This is a genomic window from Vibrio sp. DNB22_10_4 (assembly GCF_052879755.1).
The window spans coordinates 1,617,214-1,641,421 of sequence record NZ_JBNNXW010000001.1 but is presented as its reverse complement, the minus strand read 5'-3'; the positions used below and the strand labels follow the sequence as shown (position 1 = coordinate 1,641,421).

At 46.3% G+C, this 24,208-nt stretch carries 20 protein-coding genes, 1 pseudogene and 1 riboswitch; of the genes and pseudogenes, 10 read left to right on the top strand and 11 right to left on the bottom strand.

Features of this window, described 5'->3' with window-relative positions:
• Positions 1–48 precede the first annotated feature (48 nt).
• Positions 49–1,260: a multidrug effflux MFS transporter gene (locus ACVA6Q_RS07040; protein WP_446647013.1), complete on the top strand. Its 1,212-nt coding sequence runs from the start codon at positions 49–51 to the stop codon at positions 1,258–1,260.
• Between the two features lie 96 nt (positions 1,261–1,356).
• Here ACVA6Q_RS07040 and mtgA read toward each other — a convergent pair whose 3' ends face one another.
• Entirely contained in the window at positions 1,357–2,034 is a 678-nt protein-coding gene (gene mtgA / locus ACVA6Q_RS07035; RefSeq protein WP_446647012.1) for a monofunctional biosynthetic peptidoglycan transglycosylase, read from the bottom strand.
• Between the two features lie 164 nt (positions 2,035–2,198).
• Here mtgA and ACVA6Q_RS07030 point away from each other — a divergent pair, with 164 nt between their 5' ends.
• Positions 2,199–2,843: a lipid-binding SYLF domain-containing protein gene (locus ACVA6Q_RS07030; RefSeq protein ID WP_446647011.1), complete on the top strand. Its 645-nt coding sequence runs from the start codon at positions 2,199–2,201 to the stop codon at positions 2,841–2,843.
• Between the two features lie 83 nt (positions 2,844–2,926).
• Here ACVA6Q_RS07030 and ACVA6Q_RS07025 read toward each other — a convergent pair whose 3' ends face one another.
• A complete protein-coding gene (locus tag ACVA6Q_RS07025) occupies positions 2,927–3,832 on the bottom strand; it encodes a chemotaxis protein (RefSeq protein ID WP_446647010.1) in 906 nt (301 codons plus the stop codon).
• 178 nt (positions 3,833–4,010) lie between these two features.
• Between ACVA6Q_RS07025 and ppiC the strand changes: the two genes are divergently transcribed.
• A complete protein-coding gene (gene ppiC, locus ACVA6Q_RS07020; protein ID WP_004737764.1) occupies positions 4,011–4,289 on the top strand; it encodes a peptidylprolyl isomerase PpiC in 279 nt (92 codons plus the stop codon).
• Positions 4,290–4,404: 115 nt separating this feature from the next.
• Here ppiC and guaD read toward each other — a convergent pair whose 3' ends face one another.
• The 3 genes from guaD to ACVA6Q_RS07005 form a co-directional block, all read right to left on the bottom strand.
• Positions 4,405–5,751 (bottom strand): guanine deaminase, encoded by a 1,347-nt coding sequence (gene guaD / locus ACVA6Q_RS07015; RefSeq protein WP_446647009.1) that lies wholly within the window; start codon positions 5,749–5,751, stop codon positions 4,405–4,407.
• Between the two features lie 103 nt (positions 5,752–5,854).
• Positions 5,855–6,565, bottom strand: coding sequence for a purine-nucleoside phosphorylase (deoD, locus tag ACVA6Q_RS07010; RefSeq protein ID WP_112463061.1), 711 nt, complete (start codon positions 6,563–6,565; stop codon positions 5,855–5,857).
• Positions 6,566–6,576: 11 nt separating this feature from the next.
• Positions 6,577–7,797 carry a NupC/NupG family nucleoside CNT transporter gene (locus ACVA6Q_RS07005; RefSeq protein WP_446647008.1) on the bottom strand — a complete coding sequence of 407 codons (1,221 nt, stop codon included), beginning with the start codon at positions 7,795–7,797 and terminating at the stop codon, positions 6,577–6,579.
• Between the two features lie 140 nt (positions 7,798–7,937).
• A riboswitch (purine riboswitch) is annotated at positions 7,938–8,035 on the bottom strand.
• Positions 8,036–8,280: 245 nt separating this feature from the next.
• Here ACVA6Q_RS07005 and ACVA6Q_RS07000 point away from each other — a divergent pair.
• Together ACVA6Q_RS07000 and ACVA6Q_RS06995 are read left to right on the top strand one after the other, a co-directional pair.
• Positions 8,281–8,637, top strand: a complete 357-nt coding sequence (locus tag ACVA6Q_RS07000) for a YibL family ribosome-associated protein (RefSeq protein ID WP_446647007.1) — start codon at positions 8,281–8,283, stop codon at positions 8,635–8,637.
• A gap of 347 nt (positions 8,638–8,984) precedes the next feature.
• On the top strand, positions 8,985–10,337 hold the full coding sequence (locus tag ACVA6Q_RS06995) for an alpha-amylase family protein (protein WP_446647006.1): 1,353 nt from the start codon (positions 8,985–8,987) through the stop codon (positions 10,335–10,337).
• Between the two features lie 77 nt (positions 10,338–10,414).
• Here the strand turns inward: ACVA6Q_RS06995 and ACVA6Q_RS06990 are convergent, their stop codons facing one another.
• From ACVA6Q_RS06990 to ACVA6Q_RS06965, 6 genes are all read right to left on the bottom strand, one after another.
• Complete coding sequence (locus ACVA6Q_RS06990) at positions 10,415–12,259, bottom strand: DUF3413 domain-containing protein (protein WP_446647005.1); 1,845 nt, start codon at positions 12,257–12,259, stop codon at positions 10,415–10,417.
• Between the two features lie 196 nt (positions 12,260–12,455).
• A complete protein-coding gene (elbB, locus tag ACVA6Q_RS06985; RefSeq protein ID WP_446647004.1) occupies positions 12,456–13,106 on the bottom strand; it encodes an isoprenoid biosynthesis glyoxalase ElbB in 651 nt (216 codons plus the stop codon).
• 193 nt (positions 13,107–13,299) lie between these two features.
• Positions 13,300–14,550, bottom strand: a complete 1,251-nt coding sequence (locus ACVA6Q_RS06980) for an alpha/beta hydrolase (RefSeq protein WP_446647003.1) — start codon at positions 14,548–14,550, stop codon at positions 13,300–13,302.
• Positions 14,528–14,749 (bottom strand): hypothetical protein, encoded by a 222-nt coding sequence (locus tag ACVA6Q_RS06975; RefSeq protein WP_042501664.1) that lies wholly within the window; start codon positions 14,747–14,749, stop codon positions 14,528–14,530. Before ACVA6Q_RS06975 ends, ACVA6Q_RS06980 begins: the two co-directional genes overlap by 23 nt.
• A gap of 170 nt (positions 14,750–14,919) precedes the next feature.
• Positions 14,920–15,783: a MurR/RpiR family transcriptional regulator gene (locus ACVA6Q_RS06970; protein ID WP_446647002.1), complete on the bottom strand. Its 864-nt coding sequence runs from the start codon at positions 15,781–15,783 to the stop codon at positions 14,920–14,922.
• 10 nt (positions 15,784–15,793) lie between these two features.
• Positions 15,794–17,062, bottom strand: a complete 1,269-nt coding sequence (locus ACVA6Q_RS06965; RefSeq protein ID WP_446647001.1) for an amino acid deaminase — start codon at positions 17,060–17,062, stop codon at positions 15,794–15,796.
• 182 nt (positions 17,063–17,244) lie between these two features.
• On the opposite strand from ACVA6Q_RS06965, the gene ACVA6Q_RS06960 reads away from it, so the two are divergent.
• From ACVA6Q_RS06960 to ACVA6Q_RS06940, 5 genes and pseudogenes are all read left to right on the top strand, one after another.
• A complete protein-coding gene (locus tag ACVA6Q_RS06960; protein ID WP_446647000.1) occupies positions 17,245–18,693 on the top strand; it encodes an N-acyl-D-amino-acid deacylase family protein in 1,449 nt (482 codons plus the stop codon).
• Between the two features lie 58 nt (positions 18,694–18,751).
• Positions 18,752–19,144, top strand: a complete 393-nt coding sequence (locus tag ACVA6Q_RS06955; protein WP_042501660.1) for a RidA family protein — start codon at positions 18,752–18,754, stop codon at positions 19,142–19,144.
• 162 nt (positions 19,145–19,306) lie between these two features.
• Positions 19,307–20,749: pseudogene (locus tag ACVA6Q_RS06950) on the top strand (sodium:solute symporter family protein); the annotation flags it as partial.
• A 126-nt stretch (positions 20,750–20,875) separates the two neighbouring features.
• The gene (locus ACVA6Q_RS06945) at positions 20,876–21,595 is read left to right on the top strand and encodes an oligogalacturonate-specific porin KdgM family protein (RefSeq protein ID WP_042501654.1); all 720 of its coding nucleotides are present in this window, start codon (positions 20,876–20,878) and stop codon (positions 21,593–21,595) included.
• Positions 21,596–21,605: 10 nt separating this feature from the next.
• Entirely contained in the window at positions 21,606–24,053 is a 2,448-nt protein-coding gene (locus tag ACVA6Q_RS06940; protein WP_446646999.1) for a family 20 glycosylhydrolase, read from the top strand.
• Positions 24,054–24,208 lie beyond the last annotated feature (155 nt).

The following is a 24,208-nucleotide window of genomic DNA, read 5'->3' as shown; positions in this document are numbered from 1 at the left end:
CCTTTATGGTGTATTATCAATGATTCATACGCAATATAGAATGTGTGTATGAATAAAACAAAGCCAAAATCATTCAATAAAACACCAATGCTGCTTGCGATGATGATCATTGCAACGGGGCAAGTTGGTGTCAGTATTTATCTGCCTTCACTGCCTCTCATTAGTGAGTCACTTGCGGTGGGTCATGCCGACGTTCAAATGCTAGTGACCTTGTTTTTAGTCGGGTTTGGTCTGTCACAACTCTTCTATGGGCCTTTGTCAGATGCTATCGGCCGACGCCCAGTCTTCATTCTGGGGCAAGGTGTTTATTTGCTGGGTACCTTGCTGTGTATCGTCTTCAGTGATCACTTCGCTGTGCTTGAATTTGGTAGGCTGTTGCAAGGCTTAGGTGCAGGCAGTGCCTCGGTGCTAGGGCGGAGTGTGCTGCGTGATAGTTATGACGGAAAGCAGCTCACCAAAGCTTTGTCTTACATCTCAGTTACGGCGTCGGTGATGCCTATTATTGCCCCAGTGTTTGGCGGTTGGATCGCATTTCATTTAGATTGGGAAGCTGTGTTTGTCTTTGTGTTGGTGTACTTGGTGGCAATCTTTAGTTTGGGCTGGTTTATCCTGCCAGAAACCTTGCCTTATGCACCGCGTGCCTTTAAACCTAAACAAGTCATGCAGACGTACGCCAAGTTGATTGTAAACCCTCAAGTCATTGGAAGTGCGAGCTATAACTGGATCAGCTACCTTACTGCCGTGGTATCACTCAGCCTGTTTCCGTTTTTAATGCAGCACGAACTGGGTCTGACTGCAGCGGAATATGGGTCGATCATGATTATCCCATCAGCAGGCTTAATGATGGGAAGTGTCTCGCTCAATATTCTGAACCGTTACTTTTCAAACAGCTGGATCTTATTTCTAGCGATTGTATTGTCCGCAATGGCTGGGCTTTGGCTGCTAATGGTAGAGATGACCGTATTCAATCTACTGCTATCATTCACTGTGTTGACAATTGCTCAAGGATTGTCGTTTCCAATCTCTATTGCTCTATTACTAGGCCCACATAAGACTCAAGCGGGTTCGGTTTCGGCACTGTCAGGATCGATACAAATGGTTGTTGCAGGCGTGCTTGGTGGATTTTTAGTGGAGTATTGGGTTACTAATCAGGTGGCATTGGGACGTTTCTATCTAATGTCTGCGTTATTAATGGCGGTAGTATTGCTGATGAGCCAGGTTCGACGTTTTGGACGCAGCGTTACACCCATAGACAACTAGCTTTGCCAGTGAGCCTCTAGGGTACAGAGCTTCTATGTCACAGAGCTTCGATGTCACAGAGATTTGTGGTCTTTGCCCAAACCAGTCATTGAACCATTAAAGCGAAAGCGGCCCTAAATTGTTCATTTGCGTTACTACCCAGTGTGTTCGTTTGTTCACGTAATCAGACATAGGGGTAGGGCGAATTCGATAAGGGTTTGGAAGTACAACAGCAAGCTGTGCTGCCTGAATCGCGGTTAATTGAGAAGACGGTACTTTGAAAAATTGCTGACTAGCGGCCTCCACGCCATAGATCCCAGGGCCGAATTCAATGACATTAAGATACACCTCCATAATGCGCTGCTTGCCCCAAATCACTTCTAACAGTAGCGCGATATACAGTTCATAGGCTTTTCGGATATACGTTTGACTCGGAAACAGGAACACGTTTTTGGCCGTTTGTTGGGTAATGGTACTTGCCCCACGACTCGGACCTGCCGCACCGCTGTTAGATATGACATTCCACAGTGCAACAACATCGATACCGTTGTGATCGGGAAATCGTTGGTCTTCGGATGCTATTACCGCTTTAGGCATATTCGATGAGATGTTTTCTAGTGGCGTCCATGTTTGATGGACTTGAGTGGGGTAACCCTCAGGTGGTGACACAGTACGGGCAATCTTCCATCCCCAAATAGGTGGGTTTACGAACTTAAAGAAGATCACCAATAGCAGCGGTACGCCAAGCAGAATGCAGGTGATATTGATTAATAGCTTCTTTATCATAGTTTTCATTATGTTATGAATTGTCTAGGCTATTGCTTAGTGTAGAGCTGATTCTTGTTGGGTGCAAAAGAGTGGCTTCAATTTGTGGTGCCGAGTTGAACTAACCGCAAGGCATGTCGTCTAAAAACTCAGTTTAGCTTTGACGTAATACCGACCTTAAACAAGGAAAACATATGTTAGTAAAGGCCACGCCCTATTTTCTTGCTGCCTGTTTGGCACTCTCCCCTAGCGCATTTGCAGCAGAAGAAACGACCTCAGAGGCAAAAGCACAAGATACAAGTCAAGACAGTAATTCAAAGGGTGCTGAATCAAGTAGCAAATATGAGGCGACACTCAATAAGTTCAAACAAGCCCCAGCAACCTTACCATTTTTTGAAAACGCTTACGGCTACGCGGTATTCCCGACTGTCGGCAAGGGCGGCTTTGGTATTGGCGGTTCCTATGGTGAGGGGCAAGTGTACCAACAAGGTATGCATGTGGGCGATTCAACATTGGCGCAGCTAAGTATTGGATTGCAACTTGGAGCCCAGGCTTACAGCGAAATTATTTTCTTTGAGAGCAAGGCGGATTACTACGCATTCACCAGCGGCAGTTTTGAATTTGGCGCGCAAGCTTCCGCTGTGGCTCTGACATTAGGCGCGAGTGCGCAAGCGGGTTCTACTGGTGCTGGAGCACAAGCGGGCGATAAGCAAAGTCAGGCGACTTACATTAATGGGATGGCGGTGTTTACTATGACCAAGGGCGGTCTAATGTATGAAGCATCTATTGGCGGTCAGGGCTTCTCGTTTGCCCCAAACAACAATTACGACGCTAACTAGTTAAACGTTGATCAACGGCGCCGCATTTCTCTAATGGCAAAGTGCAATGGGAAAGCGGCGTCGGTATTAAAAAATAAAAGGGATTAGTGAGCAGTAAGTTGCTCAGCACCGCGCAACATCGCTTCAATCAGTTCGCCCGCGTTAAATTTCACTAATGCTTCATGAGCACCCACTTGATGAGCACGTTCGGTACACATTTCACTAGATAACGACGTATGCAGTATGCGATATGCATGTCCCAATTTTGGGTCACTTTGTACTTCAAATGCTAACTCGTAGCCATCTAACCCTGGCATTTCAATATCGCTCACAAGAATGTCGATAGCATCGTTTTGCTCAGCTTTATTGCGCATAAAGGTGAGCGCGCTGTTGCCGTCTTTGCAAATATCGAACGGAATATTGATTTGATTAAGTGCATCGCCAAGTTGCTTCCGGGCAATAGAAGAGTCATCAACCAGCAAGATGTTGAGTGCTTTAATTCGCTCTCTTTGCACATCGGTGAGCATAGGAATTTTGGTATCGGCGTATTGTGGGTAAATCTTAGATAGCAACAACTCGACATCCAGCAGTTGGACGATTTGGTCGTTGAAGCGTGTTACGCCAGTGACAAACACATTTTTGCCGCTGCTCTCGGGGGCGGGTTCAATCGACTTCCAATCACATTCGATGATTTTGTCTATCTCACGTACCATGAAGGCTACGACGGTACGTAGGCAGTCTGTCACGACTAGGTAGGTACTACTGTACTCTTCTGGCGCAATAGGACGAAAACCGATAGCCGCTGCCATATCAATCACGGGCACCGTCAGGCCGCGAATACTCACCGTTCCTACCACGTGTTGATGTGAGTAGGGGATCTGTGTTGTCGGCATGAAAGGAACGATCTCACGTACCTTGAGTGTGCCGATGGCAAAACGCTGCTTTTGCATGTTGAGTGTAAACAACAACATGCCCTGTGATTGATTTGCCTTACTGATGGTTGCTTTCATTATATTGTTTTCTCTATTCGCCAATAGATTGATTTTATAAACTTTCCTAGCAAATGTTAATGCGGCAATTGCTCGAAAAACTTTAGTTGCGTGAAAAGTAAACGTGATTTGTATCTCATTTTGAATTAAACTCAGCGCCACTTATCATCCCATAGTCGAACAAAGATTGAGGCAACCCATGGCGAGAACTGCGGCAGCACTTCACATTTTGGTTAAACACAAAGAGCAAGCTGAAGATATTATCAAACAGCTGAAGAAAGGTGCTAAGTTCCAAACACTTGCGAAAAAGTACTCCACTTGCCCATCAGGCAAAAAAGGCGGTGACTTAGGCGAGTTCCGTAAAGGCCAAATGGTACCTCAATTTGATAAGGTCTGCTTCTCTGGCGAGACGTTAGTACCACATTTGGTGAAGACTAAGTTTGGTTGGCATGTGGTGAAGGTGCTGTATAGAACTTAAGTCCTTCGAGCATTCTCGCTAAACAGAGACGTTCAAATACAAAATAGCCCGCGTATTAAGCGCGGGCTATTACTTTCTATATTACCTTGCTATGCAAACTATGCAGGCATTGAAGCTACTTCACTTTTCGACCATTGACCCAAACCGATGAAATCGCCGGTTCGGTGGTGTGCACAATGATTTTCTCTAAGATGTCTTGCTCGTTATCGAGATCACCATAAACACGAACTTGGCTGCCTTGGGTGTTGCTATCAACCACAAGCGCGTCGAAGTAGTACCCCGGTTTGAATACGCCAACAGGTAGGTCAAGTGTTAGCCCGCCTCCGTGGGTCGCAAGCCAGAATGCTTCGACAAATGACACGCGTGAGTTCGCCTCACCACGTTGTTCCATGATATGGGTGTTAGTGCCCGCTTCGCGCACGCGAGAGTGACTCACTGCATCTAAGGCCGCATGGAAGATTGAAGGCAGTGGTCCGCCGGATAAATCGGAGCCTAGACCGACATGAAGGTCTTTATCGAGAGCTTCTCTTAGTGGAAATGCTGCATCGGCAAAGTACATGTTGGAGAGTGGGCAGTGCGCAATGCCTGCGCCAACAGATTTGATAGTCTCTTTATCACTTTCACTGAGAAAGATTGAGTGGGCGAGCACCGTTTTACGAGTCAGTAGTCCTGTTTCGTTGTACAACTCAACATCCGTTTTTTGATAGGCTTGTTCTGTGAAATCTCGAGCCCAATCGCTTTCTGAGGCGTGAGTTTGCACGTGGCATTGATAGTGGGAAACTAGGTTGCCCAAACCTTCTAGTAGTGCTTTGGTTGATGTCGGTACAAAGCGAGGTGTGACGACGGGATAAACCAGTCCTTGCTGTGCATCTATTTCATTCACATTTTGGATGAAAGCTTCTGCGTCAGAGAGCGCTTGCTGCGTTGATGGTTCAACGTAGTAATCCGGACACATCGACTTTTCATCCATAGAGATTTTTCCGACCAGCGCGCGCTGTCCTTTCTCTTTACACACACGCGCAAGGTATTCTGATGGTGCACTGTCAATTGTGGCAAAGTACATGGCGGTTGTGGTGCCGTGTGCAAGCAGTGTGTCTACTAACTCTGGGTAAATTCGAGCGGCAAATGTGAGATCACTGTAGCGGCTCTCTAGTGGAAAAGTGTACTGGTTTAGCCAATCATGCAGCGGAAGATCCAGCCCTTTGCCCGCTTGAGGCCACTGCGGTGCGTGAGTATGAAGATCAACGAGACCCGGCAGCAAGTATTGATGGTCGGCTAAGCGCGTTAAGCTACTATTATTTTCGTGTTGTTCGACGAGCTGCGTGTAGTCTGAATGATTGGGTGATAATACTTGGGTAATCATTCCCAAACCATCAATTTCAATACACGCCTGTTCGATATAGTCGAATGTCCCTTTAATTGGGGCATGATAAAGATTGGCAACAAAGGCTTGATTTGACATCTCAGTTCCTAAAACCGTATGGCTAAAATACGACTTATCTAAAAAGTGGCTTTTTAATAGCGAGCCATTAAAAAGCCCAGCCAAATGCTGGGCTTGATAATGATTACAGCGTCAACGCGGTTTTTAGCGCCACGTTAATCATTTCGTGCAGCTCTGTGCGACGTTCATCAGCGGTGAGGTGTTCACCTTTAGTGATGTGGTCGGTCACTGTGCACATTGCAATTGCTTTACAGCCATTTTCAGCAGCACATGAGTAAAGCGCGTTCACTTCCATTTCTACACCCAGTACGCCGTACTTAGCCATAAGCTCGTACATGTCGAAATCTGGGCGATAGAATAGATCAGAAGAGAACACCTGACCCACACGGTAGCTCATGTCGGTTTCGCTCAGCACGGATACACAGTTTTGCAGCATGTTGAAGTCAGCTAGCGCAGCGTAGTCGTGATCACGAAAACGAATACGGTTGATTTTAGAGTCGGTCGATGCACCCATCGCGACGATAACGTCTTTCAGTTTTACGTCGTCGTGAATGGCACCACAGCTGCCGATTCGAATGAAGTTTTTAACGCCGAATTCAGTCATTAACTCATGAAAGTAGATCGTCGCAGAAGGGCCACCCATACCGTGAGCCATAACAGAGATCTCTTTACCTTGGTAAGTGCCGGTATAGCCGTATACGTTGCGAACATCGCTCACCAAACGCGGATTTTCTAGGTAAGTTTCAGCAATCAACTTAGCGCGAAGTGGGTCACCTGGCATTAGAATCGTTTCTGCAAAGTCACCTTTGTTCGCATTAATATGTGGAGTAGGCATGGAGTTTTTCCTTAAGACAGAGTGATAAGCAGGCCAGCGATAGTGCCTGACATTAAGTTCGCTAGAATGGCGCCAAATAGTACACGTGGGCCAATTTCAACAAGCAGAGGACGACGCTCTGGGTTCATAGCGCCAATACCGCCAATCACCATGGCGAGCGAGCCAATGTTGGCAAAGCCGCACAGGCTAAAGGCAATGATAGCTTGAGTCTTTGCTGACAAGGTTTCGCTGACTTCAACAAAGCTCATGTAAGCAACAAATTCGTTTACAGCAATCTTCTTACCAATAAGAGCGCCTGCGGTAACCGCTTCGCTCCATGGCACACCCATTAGGAATGTAAGTGGTGACAGGATGTAGCCAATAATCAGTTCAAGGCTCGCGTTCTCGAAGCCAGCAAGGCCACCAAGACCGGAGATAATACCGTTAAGTAGTGCCACTAACGCAACAAAAGAAATGACGAGTGCGGTTACGGTTGCTGCTTGGTGCATACCGACCAGAGAGCCCTCAGTAATGGCATCGAGTAGCGATTTTGGAGCGTCTTTGTCATCAACTTTAATGGCTTTGTCAGTGGTAACTTCCTCTGTTTGTGGACACAGCAGCTTTGCAAACAGCAGGCCTGCGGGCGCGGTCATGAAACATGCGGTAATAATGTACTTTGGATCTACCCCTAAGCTGATATAACCAATCATGGTGCCGCCAGCGACACTTGCTAGACCGCCTGTCATCACAGCGAATAGCTCTGAACGAGTCATGTTTTTGACGAGTGGACGAATCATAGATGGCGCTTCAATAGGACCAACAAAGATGTTTGCGGTTGCGCTAAGTGATTCCGCTTTTGACGTGCCAAGTACCTTGGTTAGTACACCACCAATTACGTTGATCAGCGTTTGCATGATGTTGAGGTAATACAATGCCGAAATAAGTGCCGAAATAAAGATGATGACGCAAAGTACGTTGATAACGAAAATGAAGCCCATTTCGAACTTACCTAAGCCACCAAAAGCGAACGCTAGGCCTTCATTAGCGTAGGAAATAACGTGATTGACGCCATTCGACATGCCTTGCAATATTTGCTCACCAAGAGGGACAAACATAACGAAGGCACCAAAACCAATTTGTGCAGTTAGGGCAAGTAGGACAGTACGTTTATTGATGGCTTGACGGTTTTCAGAGAAAAGAAAACCAACGGATAGCAGTGCGATGATTCCGACAATGCTCATAAGTAGTGACATGATACAACTCTTTCATGTGTTACCTAGCAATGTCCGTATTAAATAGGTAGTAATAAATCTAAGTGGCGCACTTGTCTCAGCGATTAAGTGCGTGTGTAAAAATTACACTCACTGATCAGACTTATTGGCATAAGAGCAGATGTGGATTCGAGTCATTTTATAGCGGAGCATTATTGGTGCTCTGTAGAAACGCTTCACCCTATCTGAAGCTTATACAAAATGCCTGACAGTAAGTCCCCAATTTGGGGTGAGCGGATTCTATAGAAAGGTTTTTGCGATTGCAACCGTTTGCTTTTTTCTATTTCAACGGTTTGAGAAATTTCTGCGTTCAACTCTGGCATTCTTGAATCGTAAACTTTATGATGCGCGACCAAGATACGGGATCGTGCGCGCTGATGTCAGTTATGCAGATTGGCTGCGGATAAGTTAGACTCTGAATATCCAGCGTTTGTCCCCATCATTTACCATAAAAAGGTCCATGCCATGAGCTCGAAACAAGAACTCCAGAAACTGAATAACCGCCTAGATAAGTGCAAGCATAAGCTTAATGGAGCTAAAGCTCGTGGTGACAATGAAATGATTTCACGTTTCACCGATGAAATTGACAAGATGACCAAGAAATTGGCTCAACTAAAGCACAAGCAAAGCTACGACATAAACAAAGAGCGTAAGAGTTTGCTGGACATGCCTTTCTCTCGTGAAATCACCAAAGCAGAGCAGGCGGATATGGGTAAGCTGAAAAAGTCTGTGAAAGGTTTAGTTGTCGTTCACCCAATGACGAAAATTGGTAAAGAGCTGAAGCTAAAGGTAATGACAGGTTACGCACCAAAACCATTTTAATGTTGTTTTAGCCAAGAAGGCGTACGTGAATAACGTGCGCTTTTTTTGTTTGTGTTTCATATAGATAAAATATAATACCTTCCTCACACGCTGTGATGTTGCTCACGGCTTCACGATAAAGCGATCTCGGTTAACAACTTGGGTTGTTGCACAATGTTTCTTATTTAGTCCTTTTAATTCAATGGTTTATTGTCGCATTTAAGGGATTGGCACGATTTTCAAGGGTTAATTGTCTTCTACGCCTACCGCCTAAACCAACAGAAACTAAGTTGAGGATGAGCCGCGGTTTTCCTCAATCACTATAATTTTATCAACTGAAGTAATTCCAAGTAATAAAGGCGATCCTAATGTCTATCAAAACCACCAGTCAAAGTAACGTGATCCTTCATGCGTTCGATTGGCCCTACGCTTTAGTGACTGAGCGCGCTCAGGAAATCAAAGCCTCTGGGTACAAGACAGTGCTTGTTTCCCCACCGATGAAGTCCTACCGTGGCGAGAAGGAAGTATTGTGGTGGCAGTTATACCAGCCTCAAGACTATCGCGTTATCGATAATAAACTCGGTAATACTGAAGACTTTAAAGCCATGATGGCGGCACTGAATGCACTCGATATTTGGGTATACATAGATGTGGTTTTCAACCACATGGCGAATGAGTCGAGTCAGCGTCTCGATCTTCAATACCCGGGTAAATCAGACATAACGTGCTATCAGGAGCATCCTAGCTACTTTGAGCAGCAAAAGCTATTTGGTGACTTGAGCAAACCTCTGTTCACAGAAGAGGATTTTGTTGAAGCGTTTGGTATCGAGAACTGGAAAGATCGTTGGGAAGTGCAAAATGGCCGCCTGACCGGTGGACCAGAGGATCCAGGGTTGCCGACATTGCGCACAAGCGAGCACGTTATTGCTCAGCAGCAAGCGTATCTATTGGCGATGAAACATCTTGGTGTGCGTGGTTATCGCATTGATGCAGCAAAACACCTTACTCTTGAGCACATCAAAAAGGTGTTCACTGATGAGATCACTGAAGGCATGCATGTGTTCGGAGAAATCATTACTGATGGCGGTGCAACTGAGGAAGAGTACGAGCTGTTCCTTCAACCATACCTTGAAGAGACTAGACTGGCGGCGTACGACTTTCCGCTGTTCAAAACCATTTTTGAAGCCTTCTCATCCAAAGATGGAAGCTTAACGTCATTGATTGATCCTTATTGCTTTGGTCTGGCTCTGACTCATGAGCGTTCAATTACCTTTGTGACAACTCATGATATTCCAAATAACGATGTGTTTAGTGACATGGTCATGGAGGAGCAGGATGAGTGGTTGGCGTATGTGTACATCCTTACACGCGGCGAAGGCGTGCCTCTCATATACAGTGACCTTGATCCAAGTGGTATCACCAATAAACGAGGTTTACCAAGATGGGTGGATGGTTGGAAAGATCCTAAACTTGCTAAGTTGATTCGCTTCTACCATACCGTTCACGAAGCGACCGTTGAGATCATTGAGGCGAATGAAGATCTGTTGGCATTTAGTCGAGGTGACAAAGGTGTCGTGGTGATCAACAAGTCATCACGCAGTAAAGTAGTGGCTCTCAATCAAACTAACGCACTGAGTTCGATCTTTTCTGATGCTGTGGTTGAGGCTGATGGCGCGCTGCATATCGAACCGATGAGTGCTGAGGTTTTAGTCTCGGTTTAAGTCGCTAGCTTTAAACATACTGAGCTGATACAAAAAGCCCTCGCAAAATATTGCGAGGGCTTTTTTATTGAAGCTAGCTATTTCTCCGTGTAGCGGGTAAGCAGCTCAATGGCATAGTGCATACGCTCGTGGTCGATCTCTTGCTGTGGCAATAATCGGTTAGTGCCGTCTTTTACTTCATAAAGACCGTTACCTTTGAGTGAGAAGATCTTATCTTCGGACACAACGGCGTAGTCGCCGTAGTCTGCAACGATGGTGTATGGGCGGTCAACAAACTCACCGTAGAGATCTTCACCAACCGCGTAGTCTTCGATGTCGTTGGTCACACCTAGGTAGTTCTTCATGATGGTCGGCACAAAGTCATAGTGTGTGGTCATCTTGCCTTGTGGCCACTGGCTGGCTTCTTTGTCGACGCCAGCACCAATCATAATAAACGGTACTTTGATTTGAGCTTCGGTGAAGTTGCCGTTGTGACCCCAGAAGTTTTGACCATTGTCATTGAGCTCTTCACCGTGGTCACCAGTAATAACGATCAGTGTATCGTCATAGGTGCCTTCCGCTTTTAGTTTGGCAATCACTTCTTTGATTTTGCTATCAACAAAGTGAGTACTTGTACGGTAGCGGTTGAAGATAGGCTCCGGATCGGAATCGTTACTGCGTACGAACGGGTTGTTTGGTCCAGACATTGGCTCAAACTTCGGCTCATAATCCGCAGGGAAAACAAATCCATGTGGCGCATCAAAGAACAAGAACGAGAAGGTTGGTTTTGACTTGTTAACGTCATACCAAACCATCCAATCGTCGACGAGTTCAATGTCACGCTCAGCGGCGTTGCCTTTGCTCTTGCCACGAATACGCAGATCCGGGATGTTGGCGAAGATAGTACGGTTGAACTCTGGTGACTCGATGTGTGCCGATGTAAACACGCCAATCTCGTAGTCGAGTTCTTGCAAGCGATCCATCAACAGTGTTGGACGTTGGTTCGCAAGCATCGGGTGCCAGTATGGTCCAGGCAGGCCGTAGAACAGGCCAAATGTACCCATTCGAGTCGCGTTGCCTGAAGAGTAGTGTTTATCGAATGATAGACCTTCGTTGTACAAGTCATAAACGGTCGGCATGTACTCTGGTGTCACTGTATCTGGACGCCAAGAATCGATCAGAATCAACATGATGTTCTTTGGATTCGATGGTGCTTCACCTACGATTGGATTAACAGGGTAGTTAAGACCACCCTGTACTTTTGGTGCTTTTGCTTGGTTTCGCTCAAGCTCTTCTCGATCTAGCCAGCCCTTCTCCATTAGGAGTGAATTCGCAATCGTTGGGTAGAAGAGCGGAAGATACTGGTTAACGAACATGACAGGCTGGTAGGTTTTCGCCGCTGCCCAAATGTGAATACCGTGGCTTGCCAATGTGGTGGCAATAAATAATGGGAAAAATACTTTGCGAAGTTTTTTGGTCAACGTGAAGCTGCGAAGCTCCATTTTACTTAGCGCCCACCATTGAAGTGCGAACACAGAGCCAAGACCAACCACAAGCATAAGCCATGCAGACCATGGAAACTCAACGATTTGTCCCGACATTACCATAGAGAGAACTGGGTAATTTAGGTGGAATCGGTAGAAGCCAAATACCATGGTATCGACAAACAAAAAGCCCAGCGCGATGGTGGCTACCAGTGCCAAAATAGGACGCTTTATCTTTAATGGTAAGAAACAAACCACCAAACCCACAAGCCAGAAGACTAACGCGAGTAGCGCCATATGGCTGAACAAACTGGTCACAGCAAACGAGAACTGAAGTCCATCGAAGGGCAAGTCTGGGAAATAAAGGAAATAGCGGGCGCCAATTAGCGTCGCAAGCAATGCATTGAGGATCCAAAACTCATAGTAAGGACTCAGCTTTGAATTTAAAAACTTAAGCATATTCAATAGACCAAAAAGTAAAATCTAGGTTTGTCGCACGTCGACAAGGGCGCACATTGTACGTGAGCTCAAAGGAGATTGGAACTTTTGCAGACAGAAGGATGTAGAATGTTACAAATTATTGACAGAAAGAATGTCCACCTACACCTTGCTAATCAATAGGCTTGGTGTAGGTAAACCGATTAAAGCTTATCAATTAGGCCAATGAAACCAGCTTGCTTACCAGTTTGTCTATACCACTCGCCGCTTCAGAGATACTGTTTGCTAGCATATAGGCTGGCGTTGAGAGTACTTTATTGCTTTCATCATAGACAAAATCGTCAACACTACACTCAACATGGTGTCCACCAAGCGCATTAAAACCCTCAGCCGTACCGGTATCACTGCCTATAGTGCCGGACACGGATTCTGGGTAAATCATTGGGATAATAACTGGGGCAATGCATAAGTAGCCAGCGGGCTTGTTTGCTTGCTTGAAAGCACGACAAGCAGAGGCAACACCTGCATTAATGGAACACTCAGCACCATTGATTGCAAAGTCGGTCAGGTTTTTGGCTGCACCGAAGCCGCCGGGTACGAGAAGCGCATCGTAATCGTCGACATTAAGTTTTTCGACATCTTCAATATTACCACGGGCAATCCGCGCCGCTTCAACCAAGACATTGCGCGACTCTTCCATTTCCTCGCCAGTGATATGGTTAATGACATGATATTGCTCTACGTTTGGCGCAAAACAGTGCCAAGTAGCTCCCGTCTTCTCGATGGCGTACAAGGCCAATACAGACTCGTGAATTTCAGCGCCATCAAATACGCCTGAACCGCTCAGAATGACCGCTATTTTCTTCATAACTTCGACCTCAGATGACTGTCAACTATGTGCTCAAACACTCTCGCTGATTTCACGCTTTAACGTGATTCGAGCACAGCTATATAGCGATATTAGTCAATTTTACAGAGAGTTGGACTGAGCCCAGTCAATAATGTGCTCCGGTAGACAAAAGTGCGTTGGAGGGGGGATTAAAAAGGTAACGAGCCGCGACCTATTTCGTTCTACTGGCTGTCTGTTCGTAATGACTTTCATCGTTCATGACGGTATCAATGACCTCAGACATTTGGTCAAAGTAGGGGTTGAACGTTAAACGAGCGTGGATCTTTCCTGGCTCTTGATACCCATAAGAGGAATACCACATTGGTTCTCCATTTAGGCAAGCTGTGTAGGCTTCTTCGGATTGACCGTTATCACAAATTCGCACCGAGCCTTGGGTGCCATAGTATGGATTTTCTGGGCTAAACAACATTCCCATGTGCGAGCCATTGGACACGCGAAACTCAGGTAGACGCATAGTCTGAGCGATAGCTCCGCTATCTTTGGGCGCATTGTCGCCCTGCCAAATCAGTTTATTGTTTGGATTAGAAAAATGGCTATTGAACCAATCTACCGCTGCTTTTGTGTCTACAACACTGTCGCCTTCGCTTAATACCATCACTGTTGGTTTATCGAATTGGTGTTTATCTAATTGCGTTTGCACTTGGCTAACGGTTTCGTAATAGACTGCTGCGCCATTCATCGGCAGAGAGTTGTAACGAAGCATGTTGTCTTCTGGGTCTTTATCCGCCCACTGTACAAACACGCTTACAAAGCCGGCATATTTGACGGCGCTAGAGCTAGGCTCAAACGCTGGGGAAAATAGCAGAAGTCCAGAGATACGGTCATCTTGCAGTGCTTTGCTGGTCACTAGGTTAGCGCCGGTAGAGTAGCCACCGAGCCATATAGATGGGTAATCTTCTAATAAGAGGGCAGTGTGGTGTTCTACGACACCATGCCAATCTTCATAGCTTGGCAGAATGAGATCGCCCACTTTACTGCCGTGGCCAGGAAGTAATATCGCTCTAACGAGATAACCTTGTTTGGCAAGATGATTAGCGATATCACGAAAAGAGTAGGGAGAATCGCCAAGGCCGTGCACTAATAGTACGGCCTCACCGTTTGGGTTTTCAGGAACAACTTCGAAAGGGCTGTTGAGTGCCACTTCTAGCGTGTGATCATCACTCTTGTAGACGCGATGCTCGGCTAGCCACTTCTGAGTTTCGTCAACATAGTCTTGGTAATTTGACTGTTGGTAACTAGGTAGGCTTGGCGCATGAGAAAACGAAGGGTTTTCGTTCTTCGTTGAGCAGCCAATGATGCCGGCAGTAATAAGAGCAGATAGATAAAACGCTAACGCCACCAGCTTACGCTTGTGACGCGATCGTTTTTCGCGTTTGGATTCACTTGGACGAAACTTCTTCATATTCACCCTCGATAGTATTGCCGTTTGCGGTTTGGCCTTGTGCCTCACGCTGACGAGCAAATTCCTTGTCTAACTGCTTTTTAATACGGTTGCCGGTGATGAATGCAGCAATGGCCATTGGGATTGCCATTAGTAGGCTAAACATCATTGCGACAAAACCGATAAATAGTGCGCTAATGGTTAGGAGTGCTTGTTTCATAATGACCTCTTTGTAATAAACCGTATGCAAAAATGGACGAGTCTTTATGGGCATCCTTTACTGGTATCGCTCCTTTATATCGAAATACTACGCTAAGGAATATGAACCAAACATGAACATTGGTTCAAAAAGATGTTCATGTTTGGTGAGGAGGGTGTTTGAAGTAGCAATTAGTCGCCTAAAGGTTGGCGATCGCTTCCCGTTCTATGGGTATCTAAGGCGAGCTTTAAGCGGCGAAGGCGATCGCGAGAGCGGCGCTTATGATTTACTGCGAGCTCCATGGCGATGACGTCTACTAAGGCAAGCATCGCATAGCGTGACGCAGATGGTTTGTAGATAAAATCGGTTTCTTTGTGAACGATAGGCAGCACAAGATCGCTTAGGTTAGCTAGCGGTGAGCCGGAAGGGGTAATGGCTATCACAGGGACGCCATATTGCTTTGCAGTTTCAGCGGTTTCGACCACGATTGGTGTATGACCCGTTGCGGATATTACCACCATCACGTCGTTGGCATCGGCTGTTGCCGCGACCATGCGAGTGAGCAACCCATCATTGTATGACACCACTGGGTAGCCGAGTCTAAACAGACGATGCTGCAGCTCTTGTGATGTGATGGTTGAGCCACCACCGACGCCAATTGCTATGATCTGCCTTGCTGAGTGAAGCAATTCCGCCGCTTTGCTGATGTCTGCTTCGTTAATGAGCGCTCGGTTGATATCCAAAGCCTGTTTGATGGACTCGTAAATACCCTGATGACCGGTTTGTACCGGAGGTTCAATAATAAAGCGCTGGCCTACTGCAAGTGATTGCGCCAGCTTTATTTTGAGGTCGCGAACATTTTTGCACCCCACGGCTTTTGCAAAGCGAGTGATGGTAGCTTCACTCACGCTCGCTTGCTCTGCGAGCTCCGTAATACTAGCGTTGGCAGCGCCGCTCACATCATCAGTGATAAGGTCGGCGACCTTTTTTTCCGCGTCACGAAGCGCACTGTAGCGCTCCGTGATTTGAGAAATAATGTCTATTTCTACGCTCAAAATGTTCCCTCTAGAATGCTGTCTCGACCCAATGTTCGACATTATGCTGGTCATCGCTAATGGCAATGTAGCGCCATTTATCAAAGGTGAGGCAGGGGTGCGATGTTGAAAAGGCAATCATATCACCAACTTGGAGATCGCAGTCCTCTGGAACTGACAAAAATGTGTGTTGATCCATCACATCCGTCGCCACAAGGCCTACTGTTTCAATTTGTTCACCATGGCGATAGATTCGCTCAGGAATAGGAAGCCCTGCGTCGAATGCGACATCGCGCTTACCCAAACCTATGATGGCCTTTGTGGCTTCAGGGCGAGAAATGACATACGCCCAAACCTCTAAAGCGGAAGAGAGATCGCCGCCAAGCTCACAAGCAAAACCCTGGTTTTTCTCAGCACGTCGCATCACTTTATGCTGGGCGTCTAGATAGATACCAGTGTCATGAATGACGTAGCAGCCTGGGCGTAGAATGGCATCAAAGGCGTCGAGGTGGGCAAATTCTTCCGCGACCACGTCGTACCATGCTGAGCCAGCACCTGTGACGATCGGTTTTTCAGGCAGTAGATTGTCTGCAACTAACTGACCGGCTAACTCAAGAGTATTGGCAAGAAACTGACGTACACGGGCTTCTTCATCGCCACCGTGTATAACGCCTTCATAGACTTCAATCCCCACCAAATTAACGTTTGGCATGTTTGCTATAAACTGAGCTAGAGCGATGACTTCATCGACCGTACGACAGCCACAGCGACCTCCGGGAACGCCATATTCAATCAGAACATCGATTGCACTGTTAACGTGTTCAAAATAGTGCTGTAACTGCTGAATATTTTGCTTTGAATCGACACATACCATAACGCGAGCATCGGTATCTCGTTGTACACGATGAATCATGGCCATGTTGGCTTTACCTACGAGTTGGTTGGCCATCATGATATTGGTGATACCGCTGTGAGCGGCCACTTCAACTTGTGGGGCGGTGGCGACAGTTACTCCCCAAGCACCACATTCCTGCTGCTGACGGAAAAATTCCGGAGTCATGGTTGTTTTGCCATGTGGGCAGAGTTTGACGCCGTGATGGTTGGCAAATTTTTGCATCCACTGCATGTTATTTTCTAAATTACTGCGCTTAATTACGGCGGCAGGCAAGCTAATTTCTTCTTTAGGTAAGCTGTAACTGGGCATTTCTTGGTCGCAGCACGCCATTCCTTTTTGACCAATTGCATATCCCAATGCATGGGTTTTGTGATTGTTTCTATCTTTTTTAAATAGATTATTCATTTTAATTCTCACACTAACATGATTTAAGTTGTTGATTAATAATGGATGATGGTATTTATGATACTTATCATGTTAGAAACTATCAAACTTTATTGGTGTTTTTGTGTAATTTGTCACTGAGTTTTATGGGGGTAATTTCTAACATAGGTGTCATGGAAAGCGTGAAGACGAGAGATAAGGTCATGTTGTTCGACACTATTATAAAAAATGTAGAAATCGTCGATGGAACCAATGAGGCGTCCTACCATGCCGATCTGGCTATTAAGCAAGATCGCATCGCTAAAATTGGTGATCTTGCTGGCTTTGAAGCGAGCATGATCATCGACGGTCAGGGGCAGGTGCTCAGTCCTGGTTTTATTGATGTTCACACTCACGATGATACCAATGTTATTCGCTACCCAGATTGCTTGCCGAAAATCAGTCAAGGCGTGACAACGGTAATTGTTGGTAACTGCGGCATCAGTGCATCGCCGGCAACGTTACACATTGCGCCGCCAGATCCGATGAATCTATTGGGTAAGCAAGAAGACTTTAAGTACCCAACGTTTGCAGAGTATGCGAGTGCGGTTGAGCGAGCAGAGCCTGCGGTTAATGTCGCTGCATTGATAGGGCACACCACACTACGTAATAACGTGATGGATGAGTTGCTTCGTGAAGCCACAGAAGAAGAACTTCAGGCGATGCGAACTGCGTTAGCTCAAGCGATGGCCGAAGGTGCGCTGGGATTAAGCTCTGGCTTGGCCTATGCCAGCGCTAAGCAAGCAACGGCCAGCGAAGTGATGCGTTTAGCCGAGGTATTGGCTGAGTTTGGTGGTATCTATACCACTCATATGCGCACTGAATTTGAAGAAATCTTGAGTGCCATGGAAGAGGCCTTTGAGACAGGTCAACACGCTCGAGTGCCTGTGGTTATTTCTCACTTGAAATGCGCAGGCGCAGGAAACTGGGGAAGAACCGTTGAAGTTCTCGACTTGCTAGAGAAAACGGCTCAGCACCAAGATGTCTCCTGCGATTGCTATCCCTATTCAGCAAGCTCATCAACACTTGATTTAAAACAAGTGACGGATGACTTCGATATTTTCATTACATGGTCTGAAACCAAACCTGAGTATGCAGGGCAATTACTTGCTGACATTGCTAAGCAAATGGAGCTTCCATTGATGGAAGCGGCTAAAGCCATTCAACCAGCCGGCGCGGTGTATCACTGTATGGATGAAGAAGATGTCGAGCGAGTGCTTAAGCATAAGCTCACTATGGTGGGGTCAGATGGGTTGCCAAACGATCCGCATCCACACCCAAGACTTTGGGGCACCTTCCCGAAAGTTCTTAACCATTACTGTAAAGATCGAGGTTTATTTCCTCTTGAGGAAGCGGTGCACAAAATGACGGGAATGTCAGCGAAGCGCTATAACCTAGCAAATAGAGGCGTCATTAAAGAGGGGGCGTTTGCTGACTTGGTTTTATTTAATAAACATAACGTTCGCGATACTGCGACGTTTGAAACACCAATTTCTGTCGCAGATGGAATTGAGTGTGTATTCGTCAATGGAAATATTAGCTATCAAAATAAATCAGTCGTCAATAAAAGATTTGGCCGATTTATATATCGAGATGACAGTAATTGCTCTTGAATAAAGACTATTCGAGATGTGTAACATTTAAATAAGAAGTAACAAACTGGAGTAAACAATGACTATTAAACGCTATGGTGTAGAAGGTGGAACCGGTACTGGCGGACAACATTTACCCTTTGCTCGTGCAACAGAAGCTGGTGGCTTTCTTTATGTGTCGGGTCAAACACCGATGACAGATGGCGAGGTTGTTGAGGGTGGTATCGTTGATCAGTCACGTTTGGCTATCCAAAACTGTGTCGACATTATGGAAGAAGCGGGCTACGGCCTTGAAGATGTCGTGCATGTGAAAGTAGTGCTAACGGACTCACGCTATTTCCAATCTTTCAACAAAGTGTTCAAAGAGTTCTTCGGTGCCAACCCGCCTGCGCGAATTTGCATGGTGTGTGACCTTGTGGTTGATGTAAAGGTTGAAGTCGATGTGACCTGTTATCGCGAAGATCGCCGATAAAATAAATATTCAACAGTAAGCAACATTATTAAGGGCATTTTGCGATGCCCTTATCAATAAAAATAACAATGACATTCTGATTACATAATGTAATTACTTTTCGATATAAATAACGTAAAAGTAAGCAGTGTCTTATCTGCTTATATCTCTGGAGGTAGTTCAATGAACAGTACACTATTTTTATCCAGTTTTGGGGTATATGTGTGTTTCCTTATTTGGTTAGGGTGGTTTGTATCCCGCAACCAAAAGTCAGGTGAAGATTTTCTACTTGGTGGGCGTGGTCTACCACTGTTCCTAGTGTTGGGTACGACCGTCGCGACCATGGTGGGCACCGGTTCTAGTATGGGTGCGGTTGGCTTTGGCTACGCGAACGGCTGGGCTGGTGCTTTGTATGGTATTGGTGGCGCACTTGGTATTCTGCTTCTTGCTTTATGGTTTGCCCCTGTACGTCGTCTCAATTTTATGACCATGAGTGAAGAACTGTCTTATTACGTGGGTGCAAATCGCGTAGTGAAAAACCTGGTTGGTGTGTTGATTTTTATCGCGTCCATTGGTTGGTTAGGTGCCCACATTCTTGGTGGCGGCATGTACCTCGCCTGGATTGCTGACATTGATCTCAATGTGGCTAAGGTCATTATTGCTGCGGCATTCACTATCTACGTGGTGATCGGTGGTTATACTGCGGTGGTTTGGACTGACACGATTCAAGCTGTCATCCTGTTTGTTGGCTTCATTCTCATGGCGGTATTGTCGGTTCAGCACATAGGTGGACTGGAAAATCTATATGCGGCAATGGATCCAGCAGCAACAAGCTTCCTAGCTATCGAGAAACTAGGCATTATTCCTGCGATTTCACTTGCCGTTGTGGTTGGTGTAGGTGTGTTAGCGACGCCTTCTTTCCGCCAGCGTATCTACTCTGGTAAGGATGTTTCAACGATTCGCCGCTCGTTTGTGCTCTCTGGCGTGCTGTATCTGTTCTTCTCTATCATTCCTGCCATCATTGGTATGGCGGCGCATGCAATCGACCCAAGCCTTGATAATCCAAACTTCGCGTTCCCGTACATTGCCGCAACAGTATTACCTGTTGGTATCGGCATGATTGTTCTGATTGCGGGTCTATCGGCAACGATGTCAAGTGCGAGTTCTGATGCGATTGCCGGCGTGTCGATTCTGCTGCGTGATGTGTATGTAATGTTCACAGGGCGCGTACCAAACAAAGAGTCGATGATGAACTACTCAAGACTCGCGTTGGTCGTGGTGATTGGCTTTGCTCTACTATTCGCACTGACGTCAAATGACATCATTGGCTACATCACTAAGATGATCTCTACCGTGATGTCTGGCATGTTCGTCTGCGGCATGCTGGGACGCTTCTGGAAGCGCTACACATGGCAAGGCGCTATCGCGACCTTGGTGGGTGCATCAGCGGCGTCGTTCACTGTCATTCTTAGCCCAAGCTTGACCGCTTACTGGGGCAACCCGGTAATACCATCTGTAGCGGTTGCAACACTAGCGGGCGTTGCTGTGAGCGTGTTCACCCCAAGAAACATGATTTCTCCAGAAGAAGCGCAAGCCATCTTAGATGCAGAGCGTGCGCAAATGGAACAAGGCGGCGAATCGGGCAGTACAACGACGACTACGCCAGTTACCGAGTAATCACACTCTAAGTCAGGGTGTAGCCCAAGACACCCTGACTCTAAAACTTTTCTCCCCCATTAAGACAAAAAAATAATGAAAAAACAGTGTATCTACCCTTTGTTAGTACTGATGTCTTCATCAGCTGTGGCATCCACTACCTATTTAGACTTACGCCACGAATATAGAGACCCGTCTGATAGACATCGCAGCCGAGTCATTCTTGGTCATCATTTTGATAACGGCTATGGTATTGAAATGCTGACCAATATTAACCACGGCACTTACGGTGATAGCTTTGGTAGTAACCTACGTCTATCTAATACTGAGGTGACCAACTACTACACTTACGGTGTGAATGACAACTTCACTTTGAACCCAGGTATTACACTTAACTTCCTAAGTTCAAACACCTTTTACATGCCGTATCTGAAGCTTAACTACAACTTCGATAACGGCTTCTTTATTCACGGTCGATATCGTTATGATTTCTCCAGTGCCGAAGCTCAAAATGCAGCAGGCGAGCTGGAAACCATTAAACGAAATCGTTACGACGTGTGGACAGGATACAGCAACGACAAGTTCACTCTGTCGTATGCCTATACCTACTTTGACCAAATCACCAATCATCCAGGCGAACTTGCCAACGGTGAGCAAACAGCTCGCGAGCACACTGTGAAGTTTATGTACAAGTACTCAAGCTTCATGCGCCCATATGCGGAAATTGTTGACGCTGATAAGAACATTTACATCCCCGAACCCAACAAAGGCGCGACAGAGTGGCGCTATCGCATTGGTCTAAATTTTGTTTTCTAAGGAAGTAGTCATGAACAAAAAACTCGTCTCTCTATTAATTGCAGGCACATTAACATCAACGGCATGGGCTATGGCACCGAATACAGATCTGAATCTAATGCCTTATCCACAAACAGTGGAGCTAAGACAAGGCGCTGTCGTCATCGACAAAGACTTTAGTATTTTCATCAAAGGTTTTAACTCTGAGCGTGTGGAAGCGACCGCAAAACGTTTTGTGAATCGTCTTGAGCGTCAAACGGGACTTCCGACATTGAACTGGCAAGCGGGAAGTGCTAGTGAAGCCACCTTAGTGATTGATATCGACCAAGCGCCAAAATCGGCAGTGCAAGATATCAATGCTGATGAGTCCTACACGCTGGATGTACAAAACGGTCAGATCGTGCTTAAAGCCAACCGTCCTTATGGTGCGATTCGTGGTATCGAGACGATACTACAGCTTGTGAAAACCGATTCCATTGGATACTCAGTGCCGGCTATCTATGTCGAGGATGAACCACGCTTTCGTTGGCGAGGGGTCTCTTATGACACATCACGCCACTTTATCGAGATGGAAGTGATCTTACGTCAGCTTGATGCGATGGCATCTGCGAAGATGAACGTGTTCCACTGGCATATTTGGGACGACCAAGGCATTCGCATTCAGCTTGATAACTACACTAAGCTGTGGGAGAAAACCACAGATGGTGACTACTACACCAAAGACCAGATTCGCTATGTTGTTGACTATGCTCGTGAGTTGGGTATCCGTGTGGTACCGGAAATCTCGCTACCTGGTCACGCATCAGCGGTTGCACATGCTTATCCAGAGCTGATGTCTGGTTTAGGCGAACAAAGCTATCCACAGCAGCGCGAATGGGGCGTATTTGAACCGCTTATGGATCCGACGAATCCAGAGCTCTATACCATGCTGAGCAGCGTGTTTGATGAAGTGGTTGAGTTATTCCCTGATGAGTACTTCCACATCGGTGGTGATGAGCCGAACTACAAACAGTGGCAAAACAATCCAGAAATTCAGGCGTTTATTAAGGAAAACAACTTAGATGGCGAGCGCGGCCTTCAGTCCTACTTGAATGCGAAAGTAGAGAAAATGCTCGAAGAGCGTGGCAAGAAGATGTCTGGTTGGGATGAGATTTGGCACAAAGACCTGCCTAAATCTATCGTTATTCAAAGCTGGCGCGGCCACGATAGTATTGGCCGAGCAGCACAAGAGGGATATCAGGGACTGCTTTCGACGGGTTACTACCTAGACCAACCTCAACCGACTAGCTACCACTACCGCAATGACCCTATGCCTCACGGTATTACTGTTGACGATCAACTGCATGAAGGCGAGCGATTTGTCAGTTACCAGTGGGAGAAGCCACGTACCAAAGGTGGCCCTCGCAAAGGCTTGCTAACGATCATCCAAGCTAAAGACGGCAGCGTTCGAGCCTTCACTGATTACAACGGCAAATCTCGTACTGAAGTTGAAATCCTCGAGTACACCCCAGGTGAAAGCTTCAAGGGTCACTTTGATAACTTCATGTCTTACACCGAGTTCAACTTGAAGCTTGCTGGCGACAAGTTGGCAGAGGACAGTTATCAGCTTATTGGTAACGTGCGTTGGCCAACCACGGGTGAAATTGTTGCCTCTTCAGCTAAGCCGGGCTCGGTGATCCCTGAACCAACCGGTGGTTATCCTGCGGAACTTACAGAACAGGAGCAGTCGCTGATTCTCGGTGGTGAAATTACTGTTTGGGCGGAAAACATCAATACTCAAACCATGGAAAATCGCATTTGGCCACGCAGCTATGCAATTGCTGAGCGTTTCTGGTCTTCTGAAGCGCTAACCGATGAAGCAAGCATGTATAAACGTATGCGTGCTATCGATAATTGGTCTGAGATTTCTTTAGGGATGCGCCATCATGCGGACTCTAGAGTGATGATGCAACGCTTAGCAAATGGCGCAGATATCACGCCGCTACTAGCTTTAGCGCGATACACTGAGCCTGCGCAGTACTATGCTCGTAACTGGGAAAAATGGATTCAAACGGAAAACCATGGCGACCTTTACAATCAGCATGAGCGTTTGAATCGTTTCGCTGATGCCCTTCCGGTTGAGAGCTACGCCGTTTACGAAATGAATGATTTGGTGGAGCAGGTCGAGAAAGGTGACAAGCAAGCATTAACAGCGTTAGAACAGCACTATCAAACTGTTTTGAACGCTGCAGCGGCTGCAGAGCCTGTATTTGCCGCCAACGTGGCGTCTGTCGATACAGTGGCACTGACCAAAGCTACCAAGCAGGTTGCTGAGATAGGCTTAACCTTAGTATCGAAAGCGAAGTCTGGTGATAGTGTGAGTAAAGCGGATGCACAGGCGTATCAAGCAATGATTAACGAGTCTGCGATTATCATTGATGAAACGATCGTCGCTATCGTTAAGCCGACAGAAATGCTACTTAAAACGTTCACTAAGTAACGATTGTTCAAAAGCGACAAGCCGGGAATTACTTAAGGATACAAAATTCAAAGTAATACCCGGCTTTTTTTAATTACGGTTTGAGACGAACGTTTTTAGCCGAACTGATAACTCCTGCTTATCAGGCTAATAACGACAAGTGAATTCCCTGAAGC